Below are 12,586 nucleotides of genomic sequence, written 5' to 3' on the forward strand. Positions count from 1 at the left end.
GTTCGCCCTTTGGCCAAGCCGGAGTTGACCGTGACCGACGACAGTGCGACGCCCGACACCGCCCACGCGCGTCTTGCTGGGGAGATTCGACGACTTCGCAAAGCGGCGAAGCTCAGCCAGCCAGAGCTCGCGCAGCGAATCGGATACAGCCGCAACTACGTCTCCATGGCCGAGCGGCGTAGTGGGAACCTGCCGTCCCAACCCCTTGTCAATGCCATTGACACGGTGCTCGGGGCCGGCGGGGCCCTGCGTGGGCTACGAGGCCAAGCCAAGCGCGAGCAGCGGGACCTGAGGTTGAGCGCGGCAACGGGCCCGGCCAACGTCGTCGAAGCCGCCGATCAGAAGGGACTCGCTCTGCGCCTCGCGGAAACGGACTCGACGAGCGATTCTCCGCAGTTGGGACCGAATCTTGAGGACGTTTTGTCGCATCTACGCGAGCAGTGGCACCTTCTCGTCAAGACCGACAACCTCCTGGGGCCTCGATATGCCCTGTCCGGGGTGCTGAGCCAGCTGGACGCCGTCGAGGAACTCCTCGCGTCCGTGAGGCCAGAGCAGCGCCGCGACATCGTCCGTGTCGGTGCTCAGTACGCGGAATCAGCGTCTTGGCTGTACGAGGACATGTGCGATGTGACGACGGCGCGCCGTTGGTGCAGCCAATCGCTCGAATGGGGATTGGAGGCGGACGACCAGCCGATGGTCACGTGGGCGTTGTTCCGCAGGAGTCAGCAGGTGGCCGAAAGAAACGCTGGTCAGATCCTCAGTCTTGTTCAAGCTGCGAGGCGTGCTTCACGGGATCTTCCGACGCCGATGCGTGCGGCCCTCGCGCAGCAGGAGGCCTACGGGCTCGCGCTCGACGGTGATGAACTCCAGGCACAGACCCGAATCGACGAGGCGCAAAACTGGGCGGCCACCGACATCAACGGTGAAGCTCGAGGAGGTCATGGATCGTTCTGCACGCCGGACTATCTCGAGGTGCAGCGGGCTCGGTGCTGGCTGGCCCTGGGCGATCCGGCTCGGGCGATCGAACTCTTTGAGCACCATGTGCCGCGACTTCCGACTGTGTATCAGCGAGACCGCGGTATGGCACTCGGGCAGCTGGCACAGGCGTATGTGTCGTATGGAGAACCGGAACAAGCAGCGAGAGTCGCGGTGGAAGCCTTACGCATCGGCCGTCGCGGGAGTTCGCTCCGGACGGTCGCTGATGTCAAAGCTGTTGGCGGCAGACTAAAGGATCATGCCCAGCTTGCCCCGGTTTCGCAGCTCATCGCCGAACTGGCTGCCGGGTAACAACTGAAATGGTGTCACCTCGAGAGATCGCCGCTATGCGCCGTGCGATTGCCTTGTCCGCGAAAGGGCTTGGAACAACGAGCCCGAACCCGCCCGTTGGCTGCGTTATCCTTGACCCGGAGGGCCAACTCGCGGGCGAGGGATTTCACCTCAGAAAGGGTGAGCCGCACGCCGAGGTCAACGCGCTGGCCGCCGCCGGTGACAATGCTCGCGGTGGGACCGCTGTCGTCACCCTTGAGCCGTGTAACCATCACGGACGAACGCCGCCTTGCAGGCAGGCGCTACTCGACGCCGGTGTGACCAGAGTGGTGATCGCCCTCATGGACCCCACATCGAGGGAAGAAGGTGGCGCATCTCGACTTCGCTCCACGGGCGTCGATGTCGAAGACGGTGTCCTTGGTCGTGAAGCACTCCTGGTGGTGGGACCATGGATGCGTTCGTTGGAGACGAAGTTGCCGTTCGTTCGCCTGCTGGATGACTACGGAGACCTTGAACGGTCGTCTGAGTTCGCCTACTTCCGTTCCGTCAGTGACGCGGTCATCTTTTCGAATGGAAGAGTCGAGGAGGGGGCGTCCGGGGTGCACCTTCCCGAAGTATTTGCTCTGCCAACGGCATACGGAGGTCAAGGGCCTGAGTTATACCTTCGTGAGCTTTACACCGGCGGGGTGCGGTCTCTCTTGCTGGTTGGTCGGTCGGAGGTTGCAAAATCGTTCTGCGACGCGGGCCTGGTCGACGAGATCGTTCAGTTGATCGACGACAAACCAGACGGTGCTGGGGCGGCGTTCACATCTTGGGTGGACACGTGCGCAGCATCCTTTGAAGTTAATGCTGTGGAGAAGGGATCCACGGGAGTCCGGATGGTGCTTGCTCGACGTAATGACGGGCGGGTGCTCTAACGAGCTTTGTCGTTGGGGATCTCGTTCCAGGTGATTTGGTGGTCGTGTAGCCACGCGGGTGGATTCATGGCGCCGCTTCGAGCTGCTTGGGCGATTCTGCGGTCGCGATTTCGTTGTTCGAGCCAGCGTGGTGTGCCGCGTCGATGCCTTGTGCGGCTGCGGCGGCTTGCTCCGGCCCGTGTGACTCGTTCGCGGCGGGTGGCTTCGAATGCTTCGAGCGCCGCTGCGGTCTGGTCGTTGTCGCGGAGGGCTTGGGCTAGGACGACAGCGTCTTCGAGGGCGAGCGCGGCGCCCTGTTCTGTTGCGGGTGGGACGGCGTGGGCTGCGTCGCCGATGTGGATGGTGTGGTCGGTGTGCCAGGTCTGCAACGTGTCGAGGGTGCGTGCGTTGGAGGGCAAGATGACGTCTGCGGCTCGAATGACGTCCGTGGCTGGTGTGCGGTCGCGTCGGAAGAGTCCTATGAGGCGTTCGCGCCAAGTTTCGATGTCGCGCGGTACGTCTGCTGCTAGAGGTGCTGGTGAAGCGATGTTGGCGTACCAGTAGATGTCGCCAGCGGCGGATGTGTAGCCGAAGGTCGCCTTCTTGCCCCAGTAGATGTGGAAGGCATTCGGTGAAGGGGGAACGGTTGTGGTCGCGGGGGCGTAGCCGTAGATGAGGTGGGTGCCGGCGTAGCGGGGTTCAGGGGCTGAGGGAAAGGTCAAGCGACGGGTTGTCGAGTTCAGTCCGTCTGCGCCGATGAGCACCGTGCCCTCGGTGGTGGAGCCGTCGTCGAAGGTTGCGATGACGCTGCCGGAGCGGCTCGTCGCGGCTATCAGGCGCTTGTTCATGGTGACGGCCGCTCCGCGGTCGGCGGCCGTGGAGCGCAAGACGCGGGCGAGGCGAGCGCGGGGCATCGTGCGGGGGACGTCGTTGGGTCCGTTGCCGGTGAAGGAGACCGTGCCGAGGTGTCGGCCGGTGCCTGAGCTGAGTTCGGTGTTGGCGACGGGGTAGGAGATGTCGGTGACGAGGTCGTGTGCGTCGAGGGCGCGCAGGGCGTTGAGACCGTTGCGTGGGAGGCGTAGTGCGGCTCCGCTGTAGTCGCCTCCGTCGTGCCGAGCTTCATAGACTTCGGCTGTGATGCCGGCTTTGCGCAGAGCTATGGCAGCTGCGGATCCCGCGATGCCGCCGCCGACGATGATCGCGTGATGGGTCACGCGGCCCTCCCTGAGATGGCTGAGTTTCTGGCAGCAAAGGCACGTGAGAGCGCTACGAGTTCGTCGACCTCATCATGCGCTGAGTTGGTGTCCGGGATTGCGAGAGGGACGGCCCGCTGTTGCTCGCCGTGGTCGTGAGGGGAGCCCTGGAGCGCTTCGGCTATGAGGTCTGACAGCGGTGTGTCGTCCGTGTGGTGTTCGCGGAGTTTCGCTACACGAGGGCTGATCCGGACGAGCCCGTCGCGGCATTCGATCATGCGGCGGTAGTAGCGCCGGTGTACGTCCCATACGCGGAGGGAGTCCCATGGCGTAGTGGAGGCGCGGAGGAACTCGTCTTCCGGGAATGCGTTGTGGAGGGCTGTCCATAGCGGCCCGAGCGCGTGGTAGGCGTGGCGTTGCCGCCACCAGATCCGTATGGCGGTCAGTCGCATGCGGGCCGCCGGGTAGAGGAGACCGGCCACGATCGCGACTATGCCGGCGAACGACAGCGTCCCGTTCACACTGATGATGTCCATGAACAGGGTTCCGGTGAACCAGTACTCAACGTCTATCGCGGCGAATATTCCGCTGGTCACCGCGACCAGGACGAAGCCGACGGCCGCGACGCGAAGTCCAATACTCAGCCGACGTTCGGCCTGGCGGGCGTAGCGCAGTGCCGAGACCGCGCATGCTGCCAGCGCACAGCCCATGAAGAGGTTGGCGGCGAAGTAGATGACCGACATGTGCGGAACGGATCGTGGCGCCGGCGCCGAAGCGGCGGCGCCGATCATGACGAGTTCGGCGGTGACGAGCACGATCAGATTGCGGTGGGTGCGGCGTTTGGCCACCTGTCGAGGCAGCGTCGCCGCGTCGAAGAAGAACAGCAGGGAGAGAACGGCGGCCGATGTGGGAGCGTGCCATGCGACAGCGGACCACACCGGGCCCCCGCGCACGAGCGACGCGTCGCCGACGACGTCACGCAGGATGCGCCCGATGAGTGCGAAGGCGAGGAAGCCGACGATGCCTTGAAGGGGCAGGTTCCAGGGTTGCCGACTGAGTTGATAGCCCTTCCAGATCAGGCCGCCGAGGAGGCAGCTGATCAGCGCGGCGCTGATGAGCCAGCTCATAGCCAGCCGATCCGGGCGCCGAGAGCGGTGTCCATGCCGCGCGCGGCGCCGTCAGATGGCCGCGGGGCCGCGATATTCAGGATCGACGCCCACTCGAGAATGATCGTCGCGACTGCTTCGGCTTCCCGTTCGTGCTCGGTGTCATAGGCAGTTCTCCGGAGCGCTCGTTTCACCGCGTCATCGCCGATATCCGGGTACTGCTCGCTCAAGGATTGCGTGCCTGGCGTTGTGAGCCCGTCAGGAAGGACTTCCCTGTCGAGGGCACCCTGATGGCCGCCGAGGATGTGGCCGAGTTCGTGCAGGACGATGTGGTCCTGGTGCCGTTTGGATGTTTCCTTTTGGAAAAGGATGTAATCCGTTTCGGGGGTGGAGATCCACATGCCGAATGGGCCGGGCACGGGGATGGGGTAGGCGATCAGACGAATGGGTTTGCCGCGGATCTCGCCCATCTGACGGCATAGCTCGGTGACGTCCAGGGGTGGGCGAATGTCGAGCTTGCTCAGCATCTCGCGGCATTGTCGGCGTATGCGCCGTTCTGACACCCGTACCCTCCCTCCGCGGTAGCGACTTCGGGCAGCATCGCAGAAGCCGAGATAGCGGGTCCGCGCTAACCGCTCGGAAGCCCTCCATCGGGTGGTGAACGCCTCTCGGCTTGTTCCTGCTGGTAGACGACATCGAGCATGTCTCTCACCAGCTTCAGGCGTTCGGGTGATAGCCGCCCGGCGCGCATCGCCAGCAACTGAATCTCCTCATCACCCGAAAGGCTGGCCATCCTCGCGCGCTCCGCCTTCAGCGCTTCCAGCTGCTGGTCGACTTGCCGCACAAGTTCGACGTCGTCATCGAAGAAGTACGCGACCGGAACCTCGAAGAACGCCGCGAGTCCCTCCAGATAACCTTTCGTCGGGTTGTTTTTCGTGCCGTTACGGAGTCCCCAGATGTAGCTCTGAGATGCCGTCTTGACGTATCCGCCAGCAATAATAGCTGCGGCGACCTGCTCGTTGCTGTACTCCTTGCCGTCCGGTCGCTTCTTCGTCGCGAAGAGGTCGTTCAGCTTCGCCGCGAGCGTTCGCGTCGCTTGCCCTGCCACCCCAGGCCTCCATGACAGCCGCCGTGTCTTCACTGATGAGACACCCAATCGGGTGATCACTTTCTCGTCAGTTGAAAAGGACTTTCCCCTGAGAATAGTCTCGAAGGCATCTCAGCTCAACTGAGGAGAAAGCTAGTCACTCGGGCGGAGTACGAAAACGCAGACCTTGCGAGGTCGTAAGGAGGTCGATGTGCCCTCAACGGCACCAGTGCACGAGGAATGGTCGGGCGCGCCCCGGCGTAGCGGGGCAAGAGCGGCTCGCATCTAGCGCGGTCGATTGCTCTGCGGATGGGGAGACGCAGATGCGACACATCAACAGCTTTGCCGAGGCCGTGCACCGGCTGCGCCGTGAGCGGGGAATGAGCCTGGGCGACGTGGCGGCGAAAGCCCGCTACAGCCCGAGCTACTTGTCCAAGCTGCTGCACGGTCACCGGGCCCTTCTGCCCGAGGTCGTGCGCCAGATCGATACGGTCCTCGGCGCGAAGGGGCAACTCGAACGCCTCGCCGAGCAGCAACGCTTCGAAGGCTCAGCGGGTGGGAACAAACCGATGCAACTGCCCGCCGACGTCCCTGGCTTCGTCGGTCGAGCCGACGTCCTACAGGCCATGGACGCCGCACTCACGAGCCAGGCAAACGGGGGCGCCCACACGATCGTGATCGAAGGCGGCTTCTGGGTCGGGAAAACGGCGTTGGCCGTGCACTGGGTCACCCGCATCCTCGGCCGATTTCCCGGTGGCTGCCTCTTCGCTGATATGCGCGGGCTCGGTCCAGGTGCGCCCAGGATGCCGGAGGAGGTACTGGATGGCTTCTTACAGGCATTGGGCGCCGGCCAAGCGGACCTGAACGGCCCGCTTGAGGTCCGGGCCGCGCGGTTCCGATCGATCCTCGCCGAACGCCCCGCCGTGGTGGTCCTCGACAACATCGCCGACTACAGCCAGGTGCGGCATCTGCTGCCAGGCGGCGGCAGCGTCGTCGTCGCTACCAGCCGCGAGCATCAGGCCGGCCTGCTGCTGCGGACCGGTGGCGTGTCGATCGACTTGCCCGCCTTGCCGATCAACGACGCGCTGACCTTGCTCGCCAGCCGCGCCGGCGGTCACCGGGTAGCCGCGGACCCTGTGGCCGCGGAAGCGGTCGTACGACGCTGCGGCCGGCTGCCCATGGCGGTCCTTATCGTCGCGGAACACCTCCAACAACGGCCCGACAGCACGCTGGGCAAGATCGCGGATCAGCTGGCGACCGACCGCCACCGGCTGGACCTTTTCACCTCGCCAGACCCCACGGTCAACATCCACGGCGTCATCGACCTGTCCTACCTCGCTCTGCCACCGGCTGCAGCACGGCTGTTCCGCCTGTTGGGGATCAGCCCCGCGTGCACCGTCAGCGCGGACTCCGCTGTCGTGCTCGCCGACATCGAGCCTGACCTCGCGGAGTCACTTCTCACCGTGCTTCGGCAGGCTCACCTGGTAACGCCCATGCCGGATGGCCGCTACTGCATTGACTACCTCCTGCGGGCATACGCACATCAGCGCGCGCTGGTCGAGGAGCACCTCCGGGACGTCGAGGAGGCCCAGGACCGAGTTCTCAGGTGGTACACGGCACGAGCGCTCGCCGCCAACAACTCGCTCATCCCGAACTGGCGCGACCCGACGATCAACAGCCTGCTTGCCGACTTCGGTCAAGCCGGTCCTGGCTTCGACGAGGCGATGTCCTGGTGTCAGACCGAGGTCGCGACCGCCTTGCAAATCGCGAAGAACACCCGCAGCCACCTCGCAAAGGACCTCTTGTGGGTCCTGCCGACGGCATTCCTGCCTTACTTCGCCATCACGCGAAGCTGGACCGACTGGCTTATTGCCGCCAACGACGGGCTCGACGCCGCAACCGCGGCGGAAAGCACCCCAGGCATCGCTCGTAGCCTTCAAGTCCTCGGCTGGGCCGAGCGTGACCTCGGTCGGACATCTGAGGCCATCTCACACCTCACGCAGGCCCTCGAGCTCTACGGCGAACTGGGGGACGAGCTGCCCGCAGCATGGACCGCACACGGCTTGGCGCTCGCACTCTCCGATAGTCAGCGGCACGGTGACGCGATCGCCCATTTCCAGGCGGCGGACGACCGGTTCCGGACACTTCGTCACGACATCGGCGGTGTTGTGAACCGGGTAGCACTCGCCCTCGCCTTCCATGAGGCCGGTGATCGCGAGCGTGCTCTCGACACCGCGCGCGAAGCGCTCGACCTCGCTCAGCGGCACGGCTCCGACGGTATCCAAAGCCTCGCGCACCATAGCCTCGGCATCCTGCTGCAGCGTCGAGGCGAACATAGGACCGCCCTGACCCACTTCGATTCCGCGGCCATCCTTCGGCAGCGCCCATGGCAACGATGGAACCTCGCCGACACCCTGATCGCCCGAGCAGATTCCCTGCTAGCCCTAGGGTTTCGTCCACGCGCCACAGCCGCCTACGAACAAGCTGCCGACATTCTGGAAAGCCTTCGCGATTCCCGGGCGCACGAAATCCGCGCGCGCGCCGCGGTGCGAGGAAAACCTGAGTGGGCGTCAAAGAACGCGCCCGCCGGCCCAGTTCAACGCTTGCCTTCGTGGACGCGATAAAGCGTCCGTAGTCACAGTTGTGGGTGATAGCTCGGTCTGTGGTGCAGCTAAGCTGACACGTGTTCTAACTTCACGGGTCCGACCTTCAGTGTGAGCCCAGTCAGGCTACATCTGGCTGGGCTCAACTGTTTCGTCACGACACACCTCGTAGTTTCCCTTGGTTCTGCGCGTAGCCAGCACTAATGAGAACCATTTCCGTCTTGACTGGGCAAGGACAAGATCAACACAGAATCGGCACAACGTTGTGCTCGCCTTGGGGGTTCCCGCTCATCTCGCGTTGGAGGATAGTGAAATCAGAAGCAGCGCAACCGTCATAACTTGATTTAATCGATCGCTCGGATTGTGCGGGATCGTTGTTCGGCTATTCACCTCCATTACTCTTAAGGGTTGAGGATATGATTGGAATTTCGCGGACTACTGCGGTTCGATATGGTCTGGCTGGAGCAGTCGCTGCGCTCGCCGTCGCGGGGTCTGGTGTGACGGCAAACGCCGCTACCGCAAAGGAAACGGCAGCTCGCGGTCCCGTCACAGTCAGCGAGGGATGCGGCTATCTCGGCTGGGGAAAGTACCGGCACTGCGACGGCGGAACCGGGTCCACTGTGATGCTGGATGTAGAGGATTTCTTCGGCAACATCTTCCATTACTGCGTCGGACCGGGCACCACCGACCTTCAACCGGTCATCAGATGGCGGGTGGTTGGAGCATGGTGGAACGGGGGTACCCGCTGTATCCCGGGCTACTACGGTCCAGCGTGATCGAGGCTCGCCAGCGCCGTCATCGCCGACCCGGGTTTGCTGATCAGCGGTAGCTCTGGCGCTCCGGGGAGGTCAGCGCCCCGGACGCGGCGTGGCAGGGGCCAAAGTATCTGCCCCATTTTGGCCTGTCACGCCGCGCCCCAACTAATCGCTCAAGAGAAAGCGCTCCGTCGGTGTCATCGGGGGATCGACGGAAGCCGCCGGGGTGGCGCCCCTCCCCTCAAGCGCCACCCCGGCAACCCCGCAGGGGGACAAAGCCTGCTGGCAGGACGGTCCAGCCACGAGCGCTGTCAGAGAAGTAGGGACGAACGATGACGAGCCAGGCACCCATGGAATCGCGCCGCACGGCGACGAGCGTTCTGTCAGCTTGCCAGCACCATGACCAGCGCGCCCGTCAGGAGACATGGCCCGAATGGCACCAACACGGCGCCGTCGTCGTCGCGGCGTCGGACGCCGGGCACAGCGATCATGACCAACGCGAGCAGCGAGGCTGTCAGCAGCGCTCCGACGACCTGGGCCCAGCCGATCCAGCCGGTCGCCAGGCCGACAACCGCGGCGACGCTGACGTCGCCTGCACCGACACCCTCACCGGTCGCGACGGCGAGGAGCAGGAACAGCCCGCCCGCCGCGACGAGTGCGGCAAGCGCTCGAACACCCGGCGCGGGGTCGTGCCGCACCAAACACAGCACCACGAAACCCAGTATGGCGCCGGCAAGCTGCGGCCACATCAATGCCCGGGGAAGCCGATGCTCGCACCAGTCGATCACGGCCAAGGGAACCGCCAGGACGGCCACAAACCCGTAGACGGCGAGTTCGCCGCGTGCCCCCACTCGCCAGCCCAGCGACCCCAGGACGGCGGCCGTGAGCATCGCGCCGAACCACCACGCCCCGGCCAGTGTCCGCTCATGTCGCAGGAACCGGCGCGCGAGCCCGCTCGCCGCCGCACCGAGCATCAGGCCAGCGGCAGCGCTGCCACTCCACCACCAGCCGCTCGTCGTCAGCTCCACGACTCCTCCGCCCCTCAGCGAATCACCTTGTACGCCATCCTGCCCGCCCGATCTTCCGACCGACCGGCTCTCAAACCAACGGGTGAATCTCACGCGAGAGCAGCGGTCCGGAGCGCCATCACCACGAAAGTCGGTCTTGAGGTGAACTCGCTGCAGTGGAGTGTCACGGCAGTGTGGCTCGCCCACGCTGACCTGCGATCGTCGACAAAACGGGGGGCCATAATGACCCACTACCGCAGCACTCGCCTCGCCCTGACCATCCTCGCCGCCGCGGCCGGACTTGGCTTGAGCGCCTGCAGCCCGGACAACAGCGCAACCCCGACTTCCACGACGCCGGCACTCGCCCCCAGCACCACTCCCGCCTCGCCCGCCGACATCGCCAAGCAGAAGGCCACCACCGCCTACCTGGGCATGTGGAGCGACATGGCCGAGGCCGCGACGACCTCGGACTGGCGATCGCCGAAATTGGTCCAGAACGCGACATCTGACGCGCTGTCGAAGATCTCTCGTGGCTTGTATGCCGATCACTACAACGGACTCGTCACCAAGGGGAAGCCGGAGAACGCCCCCACGGTCGAATCCGTCGAACCCGCCGACAATCCGACCACGGTGAACATCGTGGACTGCGGCGACGACAGCCGCTGGATCAAGTACCGCGCTGACAACGGCCAACCGGCAAACGACGGCCCGGGAGGGCGTCGGCACATCAACGCCATGGCGAAAAAGGCGGTCGACGGGTCCTGGAAAATCACTGACTTCGCAATTCAGGACGTAGGAACATGTTAAGGAAAACGGGTGCGACCACAGGCCTCGCTTTCGGCCTGTTCCTTTGCGCGACGACATCGGCGCTAGCCGGCGGCTGGGGCAGTGTCGACTGCGCCAGCGACCCCTCGCCTTACTGTGACCTCAACGCAGGGCGCGGCGCGCAGCCCGCACCGCGACCCGGCTCAGCACCGAAACCGGGTGCGCCGAAATCGCAGGCTGGGGGCCGGGGTGCGGCCCCGGCGCTGCCGGGCGATCGAATCGTCGGAGGCAACAGCAACCAAGCCGATTGCTCGTACGTGCGCAGTAACTATCAGCCACCGGCGAACGGTGTGCAGACGATCAGCTTCCACCCACGCCGCTGGGGTTACGGTGGGGTGCAGTTCGCGTCGCTGGCCCGCCCGCGGCCCCAAGAAGTGGTGCTGGCGCAAGGTTCCGGCGGCGGGTGGTACGTCTATCAGTGTTCCGGTCAGGGGCAGCGGGACGCGCTCTACCGGGCGCCGGTGTGGATACCCGATGGTCAGGCACCGGGTGCCGCGCCGCTGCCCTCGCCAGAAGAGTTAGCCGAGCAGGCGCGGTCACAGCTGCGGTTGCCGAGTCCGGTGATTGGCTCGAGCCCAGCCGGAACCCAGCTGGTGCAACTACCGACGTGGCTGTGGTTGGACCGCGCGATTTGGCGGCCGCGGTCGGCGACGGCGTCGGTTCCCGGGGTGTCGGTCACCGCGACCGCGACCCCGACCGGGGTGTCCTGGACCATGGGCGATGGCGACACCGTGTCCTGCGCTGGACCGGGCACACCGTTCCCCGCCCACGGGGATCCGCGGGCGGTCTCGCCCGATTGCGGCCACACCTACCAGCGTTCGTCGGCCGGTGCGCCGGGCGAGCGATTTCCTGCCAAGGCGACGGTGTCGTGGCGGATCACGTGGTCGGGTGCCAGGGCGTCGGGCACGTTCCCGGACATGACCACCAGCGCAGCGGCGTCCTTCCGGGTCGCCGAAGCTCAAGCCTTGGGCACCGGATAACCCGGACAACGTTCCCAACTGAATCAGTAGTTCTTCTCTTTCCTTTTCCTGACCGTGTATTCCCGGCGGCATTTGCCGGCCGGGTGAATACGTGGTGCGGGTGAGCTATGCCTGGAGGGGTTTCTCGTGACCAGTACTGACAGTCCCGCGCGCGGCCACAGCACGGCCGGTGAAGCCCGGCCGGTGTCGTGGCTGGATTCCTCGGGTTCGCCGTCGAGGTCGGCTGCGCGCCGGGGTCGGCGGCGCCGGTTGCCGCATCTGGTGGCGGGGGTGCTGCTGGTGGTGCTGTGTGTCGGTGGCGCGGTGTGGTGGACGACCAGCGCCCAGGACCGGGTTCCGGTGCTGGCGCTGGTGAAACCGGTCCCGCTCGGGCATGTGCTGACCCCGGGCGACCTGCGCAGCATCGACGTGTCCGCCGCGCCGGGCTTGGCACTGATTCCGGCGGATCGGGCGGCCAGCGTGCTGGGGCGGCCGATGGCGACCAGCCTCGGCGCGGGAGCGCTGCTGACGCCGGACGCGGTGGGCTCTGCCGCCCTCCCGGCGGTGGGCCGGGCGGTGGTCGCGGTCGTCGTGAAGCCGGGGCAGGCCCCGCCCGAGCTGGCCGCCGGAGCCCCGGTGACCGTCGTCGTCACCGCCGCCACCGCGGCAGGAAGCTCGGCCACCGGACAAGCACCTGGAACGTCCTGGCGCGCCACGGCCGTCGGGGTCACGCCAGCAGGCACGGACCAGACCACCGTGGTGTCGCTGGAAATCGACACCACCGGGGCATCGCAGCTGGCGCAGGTCCCGGCCGGTCAGCTGGCGCTGGTGATGCAACCGGCGGGCGGTGAGCGGTGATGCTGATCGCCTTGTGCTCGGTGAAAGGCTC

The 12,586-nt window shown here is 65.5% G+C and carries 12 protein-coding genes; 7 read left to right on the forward strand and 5 right to left on the reverse strand.

Features of this window, described 5'->3' with window-relative positions; all coding sequences use genetic code 11:
* Positions 1–30: 30 nt before the first annotated feature.
* Entirely contained in the window at positions 31–1,287 is a 1,257-nt protein-coding gene (locus ACFOSH_RS15030; RefSeq protein ID WP_378239479.1) for a helix-turn-helix domain-containing protein, read from the forward strand.
* A 35-nt stretch (positions 1,288–1,322) separates the two neighbouring features.
* A complete protein-coding gene (gene ribD / locus ACFOSH_RS15035) occupies positions 1,323–2,183 on the forward strand; it encodes a bifunctional diaminohydroxyphosphoribosylaminopyrimidine deaminase/5-amino-6-(5-phosphoribosylamino)uracil reductase RibD (RefSeq protein WP_378239480.1) in 861 nt (286 codons plus the stop codon).
* Here ribD and ACFOSH_RS15040 read toward each other — a convergent pair.
* The 4 genes from ACFOSH_RS15040 to ACFOSH_RS15055 form a co-directional block, all read right to left on the reverse strand.
* A complete protein-coding gene (locus ACFOSH_RS15040) occupies positions 2,180–3,376 on the reverse strand; it encodes an FAD-dependent monooxygenase (protein WP_378239481.1) in 1,197 nt (398 codons plus the stop codon). The two genes, ribD and ACFOSH_RS15040, sit on opposite strands and share 4 nt — an antisense overlap.
* Positions 3,373–4,482 carry an MAB_1171c family putative transporter gene (locus tag ACFOSH_RS15045; protein ID WP_378239482.1) on the reverse strand — a complete coding sequence of 370 codons (1,110 nt, stop codon included), beginning with the start codon at positions 4,480–4,482 and terminating at the stop codon, positions 3,373–3,375. Before ACFOSH_RS15045 ends, ACFOSH_RS15040 begins: the two co-directional genes overlap by 4 nt.
* The gene (locus ACFOSH_RS15050; protein ID WP_378239483.1) at positions 4,479–5,024 is read right to left on the reverse strand and encodes a hypothetical protein; all 546 of its coding nucleotides are present in this window, start codon (positions 5,022–5,024) and stop codon (positions 4,479–4,481) included. The genes ACFOSH_RS15045 and ACFOSH_RS15050 overlap by 4 nt, the downstream gene beginning before the upstream one ends.
* Positions 5,025–5,089: 65 nt before the next feature.
* On the reverse strand, positions 5,090–5,569 hold the full coding sequence (locus ACFOSH_RS15055; RefSeq protein WP_378239484.1) for an XRE family transcriptional regulator: 480 nt from the start codon (positions 5,567–5,569) through the stop codon (positions 5,090–5,092).
* A gap of 302 nt (positions 5,570–5,871) precedes the next feature.
* On the opposite strand from ACFOSH_RS15055, the gene ACFOSH_RS15060 reads away from it, so the two are divergent.
* Both ACFOSH_RS15060 and ACFOSH_RS15065 read left to right on the forward strand, forming a co-directional pair.
* Positions 5,872–8,172 carry a helix-turn-helix domain-containing protein gene (locus ACFOSH_RS15060; protein ID WP_378239485.1) on the forward strand — a complete coding sequence of 767 codons (2,301 nt, stop codon included), beginning with the start codon at positions 5,872–5,874 and terminating at the stop codon, positions 8,170–8,172.
* 395 nt (positions 8,173–8,567) lie between these two features.
* The gene (locus tag ACFOSH_RS15065) at positions 8,568–8,927 is read left to right on the forward strand and encodes a DUF6355 family natural product biosynthesis protein (RefSeq protein WP_378239486.1); all 360 of its coding nucleotides are present in this window, start codon (positions 8,568–8,570) and stop codon (positions 8,925–8,927) included.
* 362 nt (positions 8,928–9,289) lie between these two features.
* Here ACFOSH_RS15065 and ACFOSH_RS15070 read toward each other — a convergent pair whose 3' ends face one another.
* Positions 9,290–9,934, reverse strand: coding sequence for a prepilin peptidase (locus ACFOSH_RS15070; protein ID WP_378239487.1), 645 nt, complete (start codon positions 9,932–9,934; stop codon positions 9,290–9,292).
* Positions 9,935–10,156: 222 nt separating this feature from the next.
* On the opposite strand from ACFOSH_RS15070, the gene ACFOSH_RS15075 reads away from it, so the two are divergent.
* The 3 genes from ACFOSH_RS15075 (at position 10,157) to ACFOSH_RS15085 (ending at position 12,555) form a co-directional block, all read left to right on the forward strand.
* Positions 10,157–10,720, forward strand: coding sequence for a hypothetical protein (locus tag ACFOSH_RS15075; RefSeq protein ID WP_378239488.1), 564 nt, complete (start codon positions 10,157–10,159; stop codon positions 10,718–10,720).
* Between the two features lie 275 nt (positions 10,721–10,995).
* The gene (locus tag ACFOSH_RS15080; RefSeq protein WP_378239489.1) at positions 10,996–11,718 is read left to right on the forward strand and encodes a hypothetical protein; all 723 of its coding nucleotides are present in this window, start codon (positions 10,996–10,998) and stop codon (positions 11,716–11,718) included.
* A gap of 126 nt (positions 11,719–11,844) precedes the next feature.
* Positions 11,845–12,555: an SAF domain-containing protein gene (locus tag ACFOSH_RS15085; protein WP_378239490.1), complete on the forward strand. Its 711-nt coding sequence runs from the start codon at positions 11,845–11,847 to the stop codon at positions 12,553–12,555.
* Positions 12,556–12,586: the final 31 nt, after the last annotated feature.

Origin of the sequence: Amycolatopsis speibonae, from assembly GCF_042647925.1 — a bacterium.
Taxonomy (GTDB): Bacteria; Actinomycetota; Actinomycetes; order Mycobacteriales; family Pseudonocardiaceae; genus Amycolatopsis; species Amycolatopsis speibonae.